At 57.7% G+C, this 16029-nt stretch carries 18 protein-coding genes; 9 read left to right on the top strand and 9 right to left on the bottom strand.

Annotation, left to right across the window (positions count from 1 at the left end; translation table 11 throughout):
- Positions 1-192: 192 nt before the first annotated feature.
- Positions 193-714 carry a peptidylprolyl isomerase gene (locus KUF54_RS16990; RefSeq protein ID WP_219344012.1) on the top strand — a complete coding sequence of 174 codons (522 nt, stop codon included), beginning with the start codon at positions 193-195 and terminating at the stop codon, positions 712-714.
- Between the two features lie 185 nt (positions 715-899).
- Here the strand turns inward: KUF54_RS16990 and KUF54_RS16985 are convergent, their stop codons facing one another.
- The 5 genes from KUF54_RS16985 to coaBC all read right to left on the bottom strand — a co-directional run bounded on the left by KUF54_RS16985 (position 900) and on the right by coaBC (position 5024).
- Positions 900-1520, bottom strand: coding sequence for a glycine zipper 2TM domain-containing protein (locus KUF54_RS16985; RefSeq protein WP_219344010.1), 621 nt, complete (start codon positions 1518-1520; stop codon positions 900-902).
- Between the two features lie 275 nt (positions 1521-1795).
- Entirely contained in the window at positions 1796-2605 is an 810-nt protein-coding gene (locus tag KUF54_RS16980; RefSeq protein ID WP_219344009.1) for a hypothetical protein, read from the bottom strand.
- A 39-nt stretch (positions 2606-2644) separates the two neighbouring features.
- Positions 2645-3094, bottom strand: a complete 450-nt coding sequence (gene dut, locus KUF54_RS16975) for a dUTP diphosphatase (RefSeq protein WP_158384421.1) — start codon at positions 3092-3094, stop codon at positions 2645-2647.
- Between the two features lie 136 nt (positions 3095-3230).
- Entirely contained in the window at positions 3231-3740 is a 510-nt protein-coding gene (locus KUF54_RS16970; RefSeq protein ID WP_219344007.1) for a hypothetical protein, read from the bottom strand.
- A 57-nt stretch (positions 3741-3797) separates the two neighbouring features.
- Entirely contained in the window at positions 3798-5024 is a 1227-nt protein-coding gene (gene coaBC, locus KUF54_RS16965; RefSeq protein WP_219344005.1) for a bifunctional phosphopantothenoylcysteine decarboxylase/phosphopantothenate--cysteine ligase CoaBC, read from the bottom strand.
- Between the two features lie 113 nt (positions 5025-5137).
- Here coaBC and KUF54_RS16960 point away from each other — a divergent pair, with 113 nt between their 5' ends.
- The 5 genes from KUF54_RS16960 to KUF54_RS16940 all read left to right on the top strand — a co-directional run bounded on the left by KUF54_RS16960 (position 5138) and on the right by KUF54_RS16940 (position 10407).
- Positions 5138-6799, top strand: coding sequence for a CTP synthase (locus KUF54_RS16960; RefSeq protein WP_219344003.1), 1662 nt, complete (start codon positions 5138-5140; stop codon positions 6797-6799).
- Between the two features lie 151 nt (positions 6800-6950).
- Entirely contained in the window at positions 6951-7808 is an 858-nt protein-coding gene (gene kdsA / locus KUF54_RS16955; RefSeq protein ID WP_219344001.1) for a 3-deoxy-8-phosphooctulonate synthase, read from the top strand.
- Positions 7809-8186: 378 nt separating this feature from the next.
- Positions 8187-9476, top strand: coding sequence for a phosphopyruvate hydratase (eno, locus tag KUF54_RS16950; protein WP_219343999.1), 1290 nt, complete (start codon positions 8187-8189; stop codon positions 9474-9476).
- A gap of 112 nt (positions 9477-9588) precedes the next feature.
- Positions 9589-9867, top strand: coding sequence for a septum formation initiator family protein (locus KUF54_RS16945; RefSeq protein ID WP_219343997.1), 279 nt, complete (start codon positions 9589-9591; stop codon positions 9865-9867).
- Positions 9868-9924: 57 nt separating this feature from the next.
- Positions 9925-10407, top strand: a complete 483-nt coding sequence (locus KUF54_RS16940; protein ID WP_219343995.1) for a hypothetical protein — start codon at positions 9925-9927, stop codon at positions 10405-10407.
- Positions 10408-10468: 61 nt separating this feature from the next.
- On the opposite strand, the gene KUF54_RS16935 is transcribed toward KUF54_RS16940, so the two are convergent.
- Genes KUF54_RS16935 through KUF54_RS16925 form a run of 3 tightly spaced genes read right to left on the bottom strand, consistent with a single transcriptional unit; the run spans position 10469 to position 12940 of the window.
- Positions 10469-10660, bottom strand: coding sequence for a hypothetical protein (locus KUF54_RS16935; RefSeq protein WP_219343993.1), 192 nt, complete (start codon positions 10658-10660; stop codon positions 10469-10471).
- A 13-nt stretch (positions 10661-10673) separates the two neighbouring features.
- Positions 10674-12611: a ferrous iron transporter B gene (locus tag KUF54_RS16930; protein ID WP_219343991.1), complete on the bottom strand. Its 1938-nt coding sequence runs from the start codon at positions 12609-12611 to the stop codon at positions 10674-10676.
- Positions 12608-12940 (bottom strand): FeoA family protein, encoded by a 333-nt coding sequence (locus tag KUF54_RS16925; RefSeq protein WP_219343989.1) that lies wholly within the window; start codon positions 12938-12940, stop codon positions 12608-12610. The genes KUF54_RS16930 and KUF54_RS16925 overlap by 4 nt, the downstream gene beginning before the upstream one ends.
- A gap of 257 nt (positions 12941-13197) precedes the next feature.
- Here KUF54_RS16925 and KUF54_RS16920 point away from each other — a divergent pair, with 257 nt between their 5' ends.
- Positions 13198-13518: a YkgJ family cysteine cluster protein gene (locus KUF54_RS16920; RefSeq protein ID WP_219343988.1), complete on the top strand. Its 321-nt coding sequence runs from the start codon at positions 13198-13200 to the stop codon at positions 13516-13518.
- A gap of 28 nt (positions 13519-13546) precedes the next feature.
- Here KUF54_RS16920 and KUF54_RS16915 read toward each other — a convergent pair whose 3' ends face one another.
- The gene (locus KUF54_RS16915; protein WP_219346451.1) at positions 13547-14278 is read right to left on the bottom strand and encodes a Stp1/IreP family PP2C-type Ser/Thr phosphatase; all 732 of its coding nucleotides are present in this window, start codon (positions 14276-14278) and stop codon (positions 13547-13549) included.
- Positions 14279-14535: 257 nt separating this feature from the next.
- Here KUF54_RS16915 and KUF54_RS16910 point away from each other — a divergent pair, with 257 nt between their 5' ends.
- Together KUF54_RS16910 and KUF54_RS16905 are read left to right on the top strand one after the other, a co-directional pair.
- Entirely contained in the window at positions 14536-15171 is a 636-nt protein-coding gene (locus KUF54_RS16910; protein WP_219343987.1) for a LysE family translocator, read from the top strand.
- A gap of 9 nt (positions 15172-15180) precedes the next feature.
- Positions 15181-15972, top strand: coding sequence for an AraC family transcriptional regulator (locus KUF54_RS16905; RefSeq protein ID WP_219343985.1), 792 nt, complete (start codon positions 15181-15183; stop codon positions 15970-15972).
- Positions 15973-16029: the final 57 nt, after the last annotated feature.

Below are 16029 nucleotides of genomic sequence, written 5' to 3'. Positions count from 1 at the left end.
GGGCCAGTATGCATGCCTGCAAGAGCGCCAATGTAAAGGCCATGCAAGCGCTTTTTGCAGGGTGTAACAAAACGCCCCTGATGCAGTGACAAGCTACGCATGGGACAATGAACGCCGTTGCGCCACAGCCGTGGTTGCGTTTTATTTTTTGCTGCGGGACTGGCCTGCAGCTCACCCAACTGCATACACACCATGGAAGTTACTCAACAATGCGTGGTCGCCCTGACCTGGATTCTTAAAGACACTCTGGGCGAAGAGCTGGACGTGCTGGACGAACCGGTGGACTTTCTCGTCGGCGGTGACGACCTGCTCAAGCGCATCGAAGAAGCGCTGCAAGGCCATGTAGCTGGCGACAAGCTGGATCTGCACCTTGAGCCCGAAGAAGCCTTTGGCGACTACGACGAAAATCTGATCTTCTTGGAAAAGCGCGAGCTGTTCCCCGCCGAGATCGAAGAAGGCATGACCTTCGAGAGCAGCGCCATGCCCCAAGGCACCAACCCCGTGCTGCCCGGTCTGCTCTACACCGTGACGGAAATCTACCCCGAACACGTGGTGCTGGATGGCAACCACCCGCTGGCCGGTATTGCGCTGCGCATTCATGTGCAAATCGCCGCCGTGCGCGATGCGACCGAAGAAGAAGTGGGCCGCGGCACCGCAGGCACCGGCTTCTTCCGCATTGAGCCCCAAGCTCCGGGCAATGAGACTTTGCATTAACACCCCTGAGCGGCTGCGCCGCTTCCCCCTCTCTGCTTGCGGAGGGGGGCGACGCCATTGTCGCGAGGCGGCTCTTGCTTGGCGTCTCTCTGGCGGAGTTGCTACGGTTTTGAACAGCTTCACGCCCTTAGCGTGACGAATTAAAAAAGGGACTCTTCGAGTCCCTTTTTGCTGAGCTGAATGGCTTAGCGACGGTAAATCTGGTTGCCTTCCACACGCACATATTCGCCAACGCTGAGCTGCGGCGCGTACTGGTAGTCAACAGCGCGCATGCTGCCGTCTTGCAGCTGCACAGTCAGACGGTAAATGTCGCGCACGCTGCCACCGCCCATGCTGTTTTGCACTGCGCTACCGGCCAGAGCGCCACCCACTACACCAGCAATCGTGGCCAGTGTGCGGCCAGAGCCTCCACCGACTTGATTACCCAGCACGCCACCGAGCACGCCGCCAGCGATGGCACCACCGGCACCCACACCGCTGCCGTCTTGCACGCGCACGGTTTCAATATTCATCACACGTCCCTGCTGAACGTATTGGGGCTGTTGCTGCTGTTGTTGTTGTGAATAGCAATTGGGATTGTTGTAGGCACAGTTATTGGCAGGGTAGGCTTGCGCTGGTGCACTGCCCACAGGGTAGGTCTGAATGGTGGCAGGAAAGCCCGAGCCAGAGTAGCCCCCTTGCTGATAGCCGCCCTGTGCGGGGTAGCCACTTTGATAGCTGTCCTGAGGATAGGCAACGCATGCCGACAGAACTGCGGCAATTGCGCCAACCATGGCCACGCGGCCCCAGCGTTGAATGACTTGCATTGAAATCTCCTGATTGGCACATGCACGGTGCATGCGTACCAATATCTGTTGTACATGTTTATGCAAACCCTATTAGGCCTGCTCTTTATCTACAACGCAGCACACCGCCCTGAGGAGGACCTGATTGACATTTGCTCACAATAGTTTGAGCTTTGGAATCAGCAGACTGTTCCTAAAGTCATAGCTTGCAGCACGTAACTTGCTTCATTTCTTGCAAGAAACCCTCAGAATTTAAGACAGGTAAAGCAATAAACGCTATCAAATCATTCAAAAAATCAGTGTCCGCGCAATGCGCGCAGCACTTGCACCAGCGTATCAGCCTGCGAAAACAAACTATCCGCCAGAGCGCCCAGTGCCACAGCAGTGACAAGGGCACCGAGCACGGGCTTCCAGCTCATGCGCAAAGCGGCCAGCAGCCAGCCTTCGCGCTCCACCACATAAAGAGTTCTGGCCATCAATAGCGCAAACGCAACCTCCACGGATACGGTCAAAAACAGGTCTGCGCCAAAGACCAGCCAAAGCAGCGAGCCCGTGCCTGTGAGCACAACCAGCAGTGCCGCAAAGATCAGCAGCACCGGCACAACGACGATAGCGCCCTCGTCCAAGCCATCCAAGCCCGGCAAATCAATGCCCGCCGATGCGGCCTCTGAAATAGCACCACCTTCATCCCAACTGCCCTGCGCCCCGCCACCGCCATAGCTGCCGCCCTGCCCGCTTTCCAGACCAACAGGCTCTATGGTTCTGGAGCCTCCGCCAGAACTGCCGGGGACATCAGCGGGCACATCAGCTCCATCCCAATCCCGGCGCAGCATGCAGCCCACCCACAAACGCACGAGCAGCAAATACAGCAGATAGCCGCACAGCAAAGAGACGCCATAGCGCAGCGCCATGCTGTGCATGCCCGCATGCAACAGACCCAGACTCAGCAAAGACATGCCTGCTAGGCTGAGCCCGCCCGTCAATGCCGCATGCAGGCGCAGCCAGTGACGCTTTTGCAAACGATGGCGCAGCCGGTCTTCCTCGGTGAACATCACCTTTGTCCATGACGTAAATCGGTGCGATCGATTGGAGGGCTTGCGATTCATGCTCTGGCAGGCAGGTGGTTCAGCAGGGTTAACTTGCGCTTATTGCTTGCCTGTAGAGCCGTAGCCACCTTCACCGCGCTCGCTGGCGTCGGCAAATTCATCGACCAAATTGAACTGGGCTTGCACCACGGGCACGATCATCAGCTGAGCCAGACGGTCCATAGGCTGCAGCGTGAAAGCGGTTTGCGAGCGATTCCAGGCGCTGACCATGAGTTGGCCTTGGTAATCGGAGTCGATCAGGCCCACGAGATTGCCCAGCACGATGCCGTGTTTGTGACCCATGCCCGAGCGCGGCAGGATGAGCGCTGCGTAGTTGGGGTCTTTGAGGTGCATGGCCATGCCGGTGGGAATCAGCTGCCACTGGCCGGGCTCCAGCGTCACAGGCGCATCAATGCAGGCGCGCAGGTCCAGTCCGGCGCTGCCGGGCGTGGCGTAAGCGGGCATGTTTTCGCGCAGGCGCGCATCGAGAATCTTGACATCTACGTTCATAAAAACCTTGGCAAAAAGCCCGGAAACCGGGCTTTTAAGTGATCCAGAGCGCAACGCTGCTGCGTCTGGTTATTGAATAAAGGGCGCCATTGTCGCCCGTTTGCAGCTGGTGAAAATGCCTGACGCTGTGCTTTGCCTACTTACCCTTTAGGCGGTTAAGCACGCCGCCCACCAGAGTCATCAAACCCATGATGGAGAGCATCATGCCAAAGCCCTGCACAAACTGCCCAATGATGGCGCCGCCCACGATCATCGCTAAAGAGACTGGCGAAATCCAGGGCTTCTTTTGAGTCGCGGCCTGCGACTTCTGGCTCTCAATCTCCCGCTCAATCGCCTTAAAGCGCTGCTGGGCTTCTTCCTTGCTCCCACGCACCGGCTGAGCCGCAGCGGTGCGGCTGGCAACGGTCTGCGTGATCATGGTCTTGCGCTCCACCTGCTGCTCGGCCATGTCTTTGGCTTTTTGCAGGGTTTCACGCAGCTGGGCCATGGGTGAGCTGGACTGCCCGCCGGGCGTAATCACCGCCGAATACATCGCTCCAGCAAGGCTGCGTTGTGTACGGCGGTACTCAGGGCTGGTGCGCAGCAGCTCGTCCACATAGGCCACATAGTCGCCATTGCTCGGGCCTTCATAGCTGGAAGGGATCATGTTCAGGCTCCTAAGGGCTCAGTGTTGGGGCAGGAATGTCGTGTCAGGGCTGTCGTATTACGGCTTCACAGCCGACAAGCGCAGCGCAATTTCATCCACCAGCTGACGCGCCAACTTGTCTTTGCTGGCGTGGGGCAGCTCTTTCGTGCCCTTGTCATCAATCAGCAGCAGGGCATTGTCGTCCTTGCCAAAAGTGGCCGGGCCAATATTACCCACCAGCAGTGGCACGCCTTTGCGCAGGCGCTTGGCAGTGGCGTGTTTGAGCAGGTCATGGCTTTCCGCCGCAAAACCCACGCAGTACAGCTTGCCAGACTTGGCCTGCTCGGACTGGGCGACACCCGCCAGAATATCGGGGTTCTCCACAAAGCTCATAGCGGGCACATCGCCAGAGCCGTCTTTCTTGATTTTTTGGTCGGAAAATTCGGCAGGGCGCCAATCAGCAACTGCAGCAGTAGCTATAAAAATAGAAGCACAACTCACCTGCGACTGAACGGCTTGCTGCATCTGACGGGCCGACTGCACGTTGATGCGCGTCACGCCGCGCGGCGTGGGTAGGTGCACAGGGCCAGCCACCAGCGTAACCTGAGCCCCTGCTTCGCGTGCGGCACGGGCAATGGCAAAGCCCATCTTTCCACTCGACAAATTGGTGATTCCGCGCACCGGGTCAATCGCCTCAAACGTGGGGCCGGCGGTGACCAGTAAATGCTGGCCTTGCAATCGCTTGGCCGTGAAGTGTGCGGCGAGCTCTTCCATGATTTCTTCGGGCTCCAGCATGCGGCCATCGCCCGTCTCACCACAGGCCTGACTGCCGTTGCCCACGCCCAGCACAGCAGCGCCATCGGCTTGCACCTGCGCCAAATTGCGCTGGGTGGCAGGGTGGGCCCACATTTCGCGGTTCATGGCCGGGGCCAGCAGCAGGGGCACTGTGCCTGTGGGTCGGGCCAAGCACATCAGGCTTAGCAGCTCATCCGCACGGCCTTGCACCAAGCGCGCAATAAAGTCTGCGCTGCACGGGGCGATGAGGATGGCATCAGCCTCGCGACTGAGGTTGATGTGGGGCATGTTGTTGGGCTCACGCGCATCCCACTGAGAGGTGTAGACTGCGCGCCCAGAAAGCGCCTGCATGGTGACGGCAGTCATAAACTGCTCAGCCGCCTCCGTCATGACCACTTGGACCGTAGCGCCGGCTTGAACCAGCAAGCGGCACAAAATGGCCGATTTGTAACAAGCTACGCCCCCAGAGAGGCCCAGCACCAGATGTTTGCCTGCGAACACGTCATTCATGACGCGCAATTTAGCAGACCTGAGCCACTTTTATACGGTTTGAGCATCCCTGTACGCCACGCCGAAATTCGTAGCGCACCTATAATCCTGTTTTACCACCACCAATAAAAGACATGACCAAGTTCGTCTTCGTCACCGGCGGTGTGGTGTCTTCCCTCGGTAAGGGAATCGCCTCAGCCTCCCTTGCAGCGATCCTCGAATCGCGCGGTCTCAAAGTCACCCTCATCAAGCTCGACCCCTACATCAACGTGGACCCGGGCACGATGTCGCCCTTCCAACACGGTGAAGTGTTTGTGACGGATGACGGAGCTGAGACCGATCTGGACTTGGGCCACTACGAGCGTTTCATTGAAACGCGCATGCGTCAGACCAACAATTTCACCACGGGCCGTATCTATCAGTCCGTGCTGGAAAAAGAACGCCGTGGTGACTATCTGGGCAAGACCGTGCAGGTCATCCCCCACGTCACCAACGAAATTCAGGAATACATCAAGCGCGGCGCAGGCCTCGGTACTGATCACGAAGTAGATGTCGCCATCTGCGAAGTGGGCGGCACCGTGGGCGATATTGAGTCCCTGCCCTTCTTGGAAGCTGCTCGCCAGCTGGCCCTGAAGCTGGGCCCCAACAACTCCGCCTTTGTGCACCTGACTTACCTGCCTTTCATTGAAACGGCCGGCGAGCTCAAGACCAAGCCCACACAGCACACCGTGCAAAAGCTGCGCGAAATCGGTATTCAGCCTGACGCTTTGCTGTGCCGCGCCAAGTACGAAGTGCCTGCTGAAGAGAAGGAAAAGATCTCCCTCTTCACCAACGTGCCTGAGTGGGGTGTGATCTCCATGTGGGACGTGGACACCATCTACAAGGTGCCCCGCATGCTGCACGAGCAAGGTCTGGACGGCCTGATCTGCGACAAGCTGCGCCTGAACACACCGCCTACCAACCTCAAGCGTTGGGATGAGCTGGTGCATGAGACGGAAAATCCCCAAGGCGAAGTCAAGATCGCCATGGTGGGCAAGTACGTGGAGCTGTCCGATGCCTACAAGTCGGTCAACGAAGCGCTCAAGCATGCAGGCCTGCGCAACCATGTGCGCGTGAAGATCACGCACGTGGACTCGGAAACCATCCACGATACAGATGCTTCCAAGCTGCTCAAGGAATACGACGGCATTCTGGTGCCCGGCGGCTTCGGCTCCCGCGGCGTGGAAGGCAAGATCTCGACGGCCAAGTTCGCTCGCGAATCCAAGGTTCCCTATCTGGGCATCTGCTTGGGCATGCAAGTGGCCACTATCGAGTACGCCCGCCATGTAGCTGGCCTTGAAGGTGCCAACTCCACCGAGTTTGACCCCGCCACTCCCAACCCCGTGATCGCTCTGATCACCGAGTGGAAGGATGCGGACGGCACGATCAAGACCCGTGACGAGAACTCTGACCTGGGCGGCACCATGCGTCTGGGCGCTCAGTCGTCCGACGTGCAAGCCGGCACACTGGCCCACAGCATCTACGGCGAAGTGGTGACCGAGCGTCATCGCCACCGCTATGAAGCCAATACCCAGTATCTGGACCAGTTGCGCGAAGCCGGTCTCGTCATCTCTGCGCTGACTCAGCGCGAGCAGCTGACCGAAATCGTGGAACTGCCTGCCAAGACTCACCCTTGGTATATCGGCGTGCAATTCCACCCGGAGTTCAAGTCCACCCCTTGGGCAGGTCACCCCCTGTTCAATGCCTTTATCAAGGCAGCGATGGACAACAAGGCTCGCTCGGGCAAGAAGGCCTGATTCCCGTTCACCGGAAATCAATCCCGAAATAGGAGCTGCTAGCGCTTGAAAATAGAGGACTTGGGCATCAAATGATGCTCAAGTCATTTAATTGAGAGCACTAGCAGCTTTAGTTTTTGAAGCATGCAATGTGTGCACAAAGGAACCCACCATGAAACTCTGTGGCTTTGATATTGGTCTGGACAAGCGCTTCTTTCTGATTGCAGGCCCCTGTGTGGTCGAGTCCGAACAGCTGCAGATGGACGTGGCCGGACACCTCAAGGAAATCACCTCCGAGCTGGGCATCAACTTCATCTTCAAGAGCAGCTTTGACAAGGCCAACCGCTCCTCGGGCACCAGCTTTCGCGGCCCCGGCATGGAAAAGGGTCTGGAAATCATGGCCAAGGTGAGGAAGGAATTGAACGTTCCCATCCTCACCGACGTGCACACCGTCGAAGAGATTCCCTATGTGGCCTCTATCGTGGACATGCTGCAAACGCCCGCCTTCCTGTGCCGCCAGACGGATTTCATCCGCGCTGTAGCGCAGTGCGGCAAGCCTGTGAACATCAAAAAGGGCCAATTCCTGGCCCCACATGACATGAAGAATGTCATCGACAAGGCCCGCGCCGCCGCTATTGAAGTGGGCCAAGACCCTGATATGTTCACCGCCTGCGAGCGCGGTGCCAGCTTTGGCTACAACAATCTGGTGAGCGATATGCGCTCACTAGCCATCATGCGTGAGACTAACGCTCCCGTGGTGTTTGACGCCACGCACAGCGTGCAGTTGCCCGGCGGCAACGGCACCAGCAGCGGCGGTATGCGCGAGATGGTGCCTGTTTTGTCCCGCGCCGCCGTGGCTGTGGGTGTGGCGGGTCTCTTTATGGAAACCCATCCAGACCCCTGCAACGCCCTGTCCGACGGCCCCAACGCTGTGCCTTTGAAGCACATGAAGTCTTTGCTGCAAACGCTGGTGGCGCTCGATGACATCACCAAGCGCAACGGCTTCTTAGAAGACAACTTCCAGCCCTGATGCTTGCAGCAACATTAATGCGGATGCTTGCATAAATGCACCTAGGCATGACTGACACGTTCACCCGTGTCGTCATGCCTTTTTTGTATCTGCATCGCGGCCTATCCAGCCGCAATCTGGCCGCTCTTGCCTTGCACTGCACAAGAAATTCAACATCAGCAGTAGGTCAAGACAAAAGTAGCCCGCCAAATTTGGGCACAATAGCCGCCGCAGCCTCTTGCTCTCGCATCGCTCGCCCTTGGCGCGCACGGCAGCAAGAAGATCACAGGCTTAAAGAATTTGATAGCAGCTTGTCTTTGATATACAAGCACAAGGACTTGATTTCACTCATGAAATCAGCCTGCACGTACCGATTTCAAAAACCTCAAAGGAAATGCAATGAGTGCCATTGTTGACATCGTAGGCCGCGAAGTGCTGGACAGCCGCGGCAACCCCACCGTTGAATGTGATGTGCTGCTGGAATCCGGCGTCATGGGCCGTGCGGCTGTGCCATCGGGCGCATCCACCGGTTCGCGCGAAGCGATTGAGCTGCGTGACGGCGACAAGAGCCGCTACTTGGGCAAGGGCGTACTGAAGGCTGTTGAGAACATCAACACCGACATTTCCGAAGCCGTGCTGGGCCTGGATGCTTCCGAGCAAGCTTTCCTGGACAAGACTCTGATCGACTTGGACGGCACTGAGAACAAGAGCCGCCTGGGCGCCAACGCCATGCTGGCCGTGTCTATGGCTGTGGCCCGCGCTGCGGCTGAAGAAGCCGGCCTGCCCCTGTACCGCTACTTCGGCGGCATGGGCGGCGTGCAACTGCCCGTGCCCATGATGAACGTGATCAACGGCGGCGCCCACGCGAACAACTCGCTGGACCTGCAAGAGTTCATGATCATCCCCGTGGGTGCTCCTACTTTCCGTGAAGCCGTGCGCTGGGGCGCCGAAGTCTTCCACGCTCTGAAGGCCATCATCCACCACAAGGGCATGTCCACCGCTGTGGGCGACGAAGGCGGTTTCGCTCCTTCCGTGGAAAACCACGAAGCTGCCATTCAGCTGATCATCGAAGCCATTGAAAATGCTGGCTACAAGCCCGGCGAGCAAATCGCTTTGGGTCTGGACTGCGCTGCTTCCGAGTTCTACAAGGATGGCATGTACGTTCTGGAAGGCGAAGGCAATATGACGCTGACCGCCGTGCAGTGGACTGACATGCTGGCTGGCTGGTGCGATAAGTACCCCATCATCTCCATTGAAGACGGCATGCACGAAGGCGACTGGGATGGCTGGAAGATCCTGACCGAGCGTCTGGGCAAGAAGGTTCAGCTGGTGGGCGACGATCTGTTCGTTACCAATACCAAGATCCTCAAGGAAGGTATCGACAAAGATATCGCCAACTCCATCCTGATCAAGATCAACCAGATCGGCACCCTGACCGAAACGTTTGCCGCCATCGAAATGGCCAAGCGCGCTGGTTACACCGCCGTGATCAGCCACCGCTCAGGCGAAACCGAAGACAGCACCATCGCTGACATCGCCGTGGGCCTGAATGCGGGTCAAATTAAGACTGGCTCTATGAGCCGCTCCGACCGTATCGCCAAGTACAACCAGCTGCTGCGCATCGAAGAAGATCTGGGCGACGTGGCTGTGTACCCAGGCATGAGCGCTTTCTACAACCTGCGTAAGTAAGAGCCCCCTGAGCCGCTTCGCGCCTTCCCCTTAAAGGGGGCGACACCCTCGCTGCGGGGCGGCCCTTGCTCGGTGCCTCTTGCTAACAAGCTACTTTTAAGCCACCTTTTCTATGGTCAACCGCGTCGTCTGCATCACACTACTAGTGCTTCTTGCTGGAATTCATGCTCAGCTCTGGCTGGGCAATGGCAGCGTGGCCTATGTGCAAGATTTGCATCAGCAAATTCAAGAGCAGTACGCCGCCAATACCTTGGAAAAATCCGAAAACGACAGACTGCAGTCTGAAGTCAACGACTTGAAAGATGGTCTGGCCACCGTGGAAGAAAAAGCCCGCTACGAGCTGGGTATGGTCAAACCCAATGAAATCTATATTCAGGTTTACAAGCATTGACCACCCGCTTGCACAGCAACCAAAGCCAGCCTTGCGCTGGCTTTTTCATTGACAGCCATGACTACTCTTCCCTACCCCACTGTCGTGCTGCTGGGCCAGCCCCACGCGCTATCTCGCAGCATGGCGCATGCCCTGCTACAAGCTTGGGAGAATGGTGCGAGCAAGTGCAGTGAGCACTCTTGGCAATGCTTAGCCCCCAAAGCCAATGAAACTTGGCCACAAGAAGCGCTGGTGTATGTGCTGGGCCAAGACTGGTTAGACAGCGACTGCGACCCGGCGATTGCACTGCAAATTAGCGCTTGGCGCGAACGACTGAGCGAGCAGCAGCGCCCTTATGTGATGCTGTACGGTAAACCTTCGTCGCAGTGGCTGCAACTGGCTGAGTCTTTAAAATCAATAGCACCCAGTTCAGACTGGAACTGGATTGCAACGCAAAATCCTTGGAAACCCAGCGCACGCATGCGCCTCAAGGGCTGCGAGCAGTGTGACGACCCAGAGTGCGAACAAGCCCTGTTCGCCCAATTAAAAAGAGCCAGCTGAAGTCAGCATGGCTCTTTCTTGCATCAAGCAGTTTTAGGCAGTTCTAGGCAGCTTTAAGCCATTAGATTTTGCGCGTATCCGAGCAGCTATCACCGCCGCAGGAGCTGCAACTACCGCAACCACCCTTGGCCTTAGGAGCCAGTGACGGGTGAACACGACCCAGCTTGCTACGCAAGCTGGCCGGCACATAGCGCCAGGTGAGCGACACCGCGGCCACCAGCACAATCGCACCCACCATTAACTCTTGCCACATAGCCAATCCTTTCTCAACCCCAGCCCAAAGCCAGAGCGATGCGATAGGTCACAAAACTGGCGAAGTAAGCCAGCGCAAACAGGTAAGCCGTCATCAGCAGCGGGTAGCGCCAGCCATTGGTCTCACGTTTGACCATGGCCAAGGTAGATATGCACTGCGGCGCAAACACAAACCAGACCAAGAGCGACAAGGCCGTCGCCAGCGACCAGCTGCTAGCGAGCAGCGGGCTCAATTGCTGGGCAATGGCGTCATCACCCACAGCCGACAAGGCGTAGACCGTGCCCAACGCGCCTACCGCCACTTCACGGGCGGCCATACCGGGCACCAGCGCAATGGAGATTTGCCAGTTAAAGCCAATAGGGGCCAGCACCACTTCAAGCGCCTGACCAATCTGACCGGCAAAGCTGTAGCGAATAGCGCCTTCGGTCACGCCTTCAGGTGCACCGGGGTAGCTGGAGAGGAACCACAGCACAATGCTCACCGCCAAGATGATGCCGCCAACGCGGCGCAAGAAGATCATGGCGCGTTCATACAAGCCCAAAATCAGGCTGCGCACGCTGGGCACGCGGTAAGAGGGCAGCTCCATCAGCAGCGGCGTGCGGATCTTGACCTTGCTGATCAGTTTGCCCACCCAAGCCACGCCCATGGCGCTGGCAATGCCGCCCACATACAAGGCAAACAGCACCAAGCCCTGCAGGTTGAAAATGCCGCCCACCGTTTGCTCAGGAATAAACGCGCCAATCAGCAGCGTGTAAACCGGCAGACGTGCCGAGCAGGTCATCAGCGGCGCAATCATGATGGTCAGCAGGCGATCACGCCAGCTGGAAATCGATCGCGTCGCCATGATGCCCGGAACAGCGCAAGCAAAACTAGACAGCAGCGGAATGAAGGAGCGCCCCGATAAACCCACGCTGCCCATGATGCGGTCCAGCAAAAAGGCAGCGCGCGGCAGGTAGCCAGAGTCTTCCAGCACCAAGATGAAGAAGAACAAAATCAGAATCTGCGGCAGGAACACCACCACCGAACCTGTGCCGGCGATGACGCCATCCACCAGCAAGCTGCGCAGCACACCATCCGGCAGCACGTCGTGCACCAATTGACCAGCGCTTGCCACCAGCCCTTCAATACCGCCCATCAAGGGCTCAGCCCAGCTGAAGACGGCTTGAAACATCAAGAACAGCGTAGCAATCAGCAGCAGCGTGCCCCACAGCGGGTGCAGCACCACAGAGTCAATACGATCATCACGCTGGGTGGCGACGGCAGGCTCTTGCACGGCAGCGCGCATGATCTCGGCCACTTGCTGATGCAGGGCCAGCAACTGGGCGCGGGAGTTCGTTCCCGTCACCGGCTTGAACTGACCGTCGATAACGGGCGGCTTGAGTTGATGCGCCTGATCGCTATCGAGCCAAGCGAGCAAGTCTTTGGCGCCAGACGCCTTCACGCCCACGCTTTCAACCACAGGCACGCCCAGCAATTCGCTGAGTTTGGCCTTATCCACCAGCAAGCCACGGCGCGCCGCCATGTCGCTCATATTAAGCACAACCACCATGGGCAAGCCCAGCGCACGTGCTTCCAGCACCAAGCGCAGGTTCAGGCGCAGATGGGTGGCATCGGTCACACATACCAGCAACTCGGGAGGCGCCTCTCGCGGGTGGTCGCCCTTGACGATGTCACGCGTGATGCGTTCATCTTCGCTGTGCGCATCCAAGCTATAGGTGCCGGGCAAATCCAGCACGCGAATGCGGCGCTTTGCTGGCGTAGTCAACCAGCCCTCTTTGCGCTCAACCGTCACGCCGGCGTAGTTGGCCACCTTCTGGCGCGCACCCGTCATCAAATTAAAGAGCGCAGTCTTGCCGCAGTTGGGATTGCCCAGTAAAGCAGCACGCAGCGGCGCTTGCTCTGCCGAAGCCTTAGAAATTGGCATGCTGATTTGAGATTCACGCATATTCATACCAGCGCCTCCAGTTGCACCAGCACCTTGGCCGCTTCATGGCGGCGCAGCGCAAACGTAGCTTGGCCGATACGCACGGCCAGTGGATCAGGGCCTGGAAAGCCCGTCGCCACAATACGCACTGACTCACCTGGCAAAAAGCCAATTTCCATCAATCTGAGCAACAGGCTTTCATCCTCACCATCGGCTTGCGAGAGGTCCACCACTCGGGCGGCTTGATGGGGCGCCAGTTGATCTAGCCCCATAACAGGTAAAGCGCTTGCAGAACTGAGCCCTGCGCCGCAGGGTTGCGCGCCGGATTCAGACGCTTGAACAGAAAAAGAATTCATGGACGAAGTAACTGACACTGCCGCAGACGGGGCTACAGCGGACTGTAAAAGGCTCAAAGCCGCGTTTTTTAATTGAGTTCGATTCTCATTTTGCGTTGACTGTAGGCGATTAGCCGACAGTAGTGGCGAATAAGCTGCAGCAGCATGGAGTTTTGCCGGGTATTGAAAGCCAAGTTTGACAAAACTGCAGCTCGGCGCAGTCAAGGGGTCGGCCTGCTGAGAAAATCAAGACATCTTCCGACAAGCCTGTGCCCTCAATGACTCACCCCTGCCTTAGCTGCGGCGCATGCTGCGCGTCTTTTCGCGTTGACTTCTCGGTTCATGAATCTCAAGAGAACGGGGGGCGCGTGCCCGCAGGCCTGATCGAGGAAGTTACGGACTACACCTGCCGCATGCGCGGCACGGACTGGGCCAAACCGCGTTGCGCAGCCTTGATGGGGAAAGTGGGAGAAAAGGCCAGTTGCGGCATTTATGAATGGCGACCCTCGCCCTGCCGTGAGTTTGCAGCGGGCTCAGATGCCTGCAACCGTGTGCGCCGCCGCCATGGCATGACGGAGCTAGAAAGCGGGTTGCTCTAATTAACAGGGCAAGGCAAAGACTGCGCGTCTAGGCCTCTTCCTCCATCAGCACCACGCCAATATTATCTTTGCCGCCAGCAGCATTAGCCGCTGCTATCAGCGACTGCAGCAACTGCGGCAGTGGCTGGTTTTCCTCAAACAGGGATTGCAGACAAGCGTCAGGCAACATATCCGTCAGGCCGTCTGAGCACAGCATGATACGGTCGCCATGCTCAAGCGGCCAATACGTCAGCTCTGGCTCAACCTGATTTGTCACACCCAAAGCCCGGGTCACCAGATGGCCGTAGCGGGAGTTCAAGGCTTCTTCAGGTGTGATCAAACCCGCATCTAGCTCATGCTGCACCAATGAGTGGTCACGCGTTAGGCGCAGCAACTGCCCGGCACGCCAAGCGTAGGCGCGAGAATCGCCTAGATGTGCGATCAACACATCTTCGTCCAGCACTAGCGCCGCAACCACTGTCGTGCCCATACCACTGCATTCAGCCGTTGATCGCGCGGCAGCAAAGATGGCTTGATTGGCCATATTCATGGCATCAATCAACTCAAACTGCGCAACTTTGGGAGAGCTGCTCGCCCAAGCATCATTGCGCACAGCCGCCGTGATCAAGTCAACGGCCATGGCGCTGGCCACTTCGCCTGCGTTGTAGCCCCCCATTCCATCAGCCAGCACTGCCAAAGGCCATGGCACCGACTGAGGATGGATGCCCACCGCATCCTCATTGTTTTGACGTGTCATGCCCACGTCCGTACACGCAACCATACGCACAGCAGGCCAGATGCAAGATTGGCGGAAAGGTTGAGCAAGAAACATGAGGGGGAAGTGGAGATGAAATGCCAAAAAGCGTCTAAGCGTAACGCAAGTTACTAATTCCTAGCGTCAGACATTTCAGCGTTTTACTGCTAATGATTCAAAATTTTTAGCGACATCAAGCTCAGTCATCTGCAGAGCGCAATTTTGTTCAATACCCAGCGCAGCAGAAAGCCCAGACTCAAAAACCTCGCACAACAGGTTTTCTCATGATTTCTTCACTCTTGGCCATGACTGGATTTGCGCTGGTCGGTGCCATTACGCCCGGCCCCGTGAACGTGCTGGCCTTACGCCTTGGCAGCGCACACTGCCGAATCACCGCTTTTGTGTATGTACTTGGCGCCAGCCTCAGTTATGCGGTCATTACTTGGCTCATGGGGCAAAGCGGGCATGGCTTGCTAAAGCACCCAGAGCTGATGCGCTGGACGCCGCGCATTTGCGCCGCTTACTTGCTATGGCTGGCTTGGCGGCTCGCTCATGCCCCCACAGATGATGCAGCCCAGCTCAAGGCCATCACATCGCCGCAAGAATCATTACAAAAATCGCTGGCAAAAGTATTTGGACAAGGTGTGGTGATTCAGTGCCTCAACCCAAAGGCATGGTTGGTGGCGCTCTCAGGTGTTGGTATGTTTGTCGCACCACTTGCGGCTCAAGACATGCCTGTGCAGACTGCACTTTTGCTATTTTGCGCCGTCTCTTTGCTGGCCTGCCTGATTGGCATAGGCTGCTGGGCCGCTCTGGGGCGCACCCTCACGCAGTGGCTGAACACCCCCATGCGCCAAAGACGACTCAACCAAAGTCTAGCCATGTTGCTGCTGGTGAGCGTGGTCAGCATGCTGGCATGATGAGCACGCATGTCTGATCCAAGCCATCAATTTCACCGCCACCCCAGCCTGCCCTTTGCAGAGCTGCGCATCAGCCGGCAATCCTGCTACAGCTACCGGCTGCACGCCCATGCGCAGTACTCCATCGGCATCGTGGATGAAGGCGAAACCCTATTTGTCCATAATCAAGGCACCGCAGTCCTAAAAGTAGGCCGCGTAGTGCTGCTTGAACCCGAGCACTGGCATGCTTGCAACCCCGAGACATCACAGCCTTGGTCTTACCGCATGTTGTTTGTGCAAGCCGACTGGGTGCATCAGCAACTCGGCGTCCCGTCGCTGCGCTTTGCTAAGCACGCACCAAGCGATCCAGAGGCTTCACGCTGGGTAGATCAGCTTTGCCGACCGCTTGCAAGCAACGCCGACCCATCTAAGACCCAAGCCTACATACAGTCTTTGACCGATTTTTTGCGCCTGCTGGGCAGCAGCGCCCCTGCTTGCGGCGATCCGCCTCATGCCGTTTTGCCAGCCTTACAACAGCTGCACAGCAACCCAGAGGCTGACACCAGCCTACAAGCTCTGGCCCTGCAATGCGGTATGAGTCCGAGCAGATTCAGCCACCGCTTTAAGGCCGCCACCGGCGTCACGCCGGGGTCGTACCGTCTCAATCTGCGGCTTAATGCCGCAAGGCACCTATTAGCCCAAGGTCAGTCACTGGCCGCTGTGGCTCAACAAATGGGGTTTGCAGATCAAGCCCATATGCAGCGCGCCTTCAAGGCTCACCATGCGCTCACGCCCGGCAATTACGCGCAGGCAAATCACTAAGAGCCGCTAGCGATCGCGTATCAGCCAGAACTCGCTTCGGGGCTTTCTGGAATGCAA

Origin of the sequence: Comamonas sp. Y33R10-2, assembly GCF_019355935.1 — a bacterium.
In the GTDB taxonomy this organism is placed as follows: Bacteria; Pseudomonadota; Gammaproteobacteria; order Burkholderiales; family Burkholderiaceae_C; genus Comamonas.
This window is presented reverse-complemented; position numbering and strand designations above follow the sequence as displayed.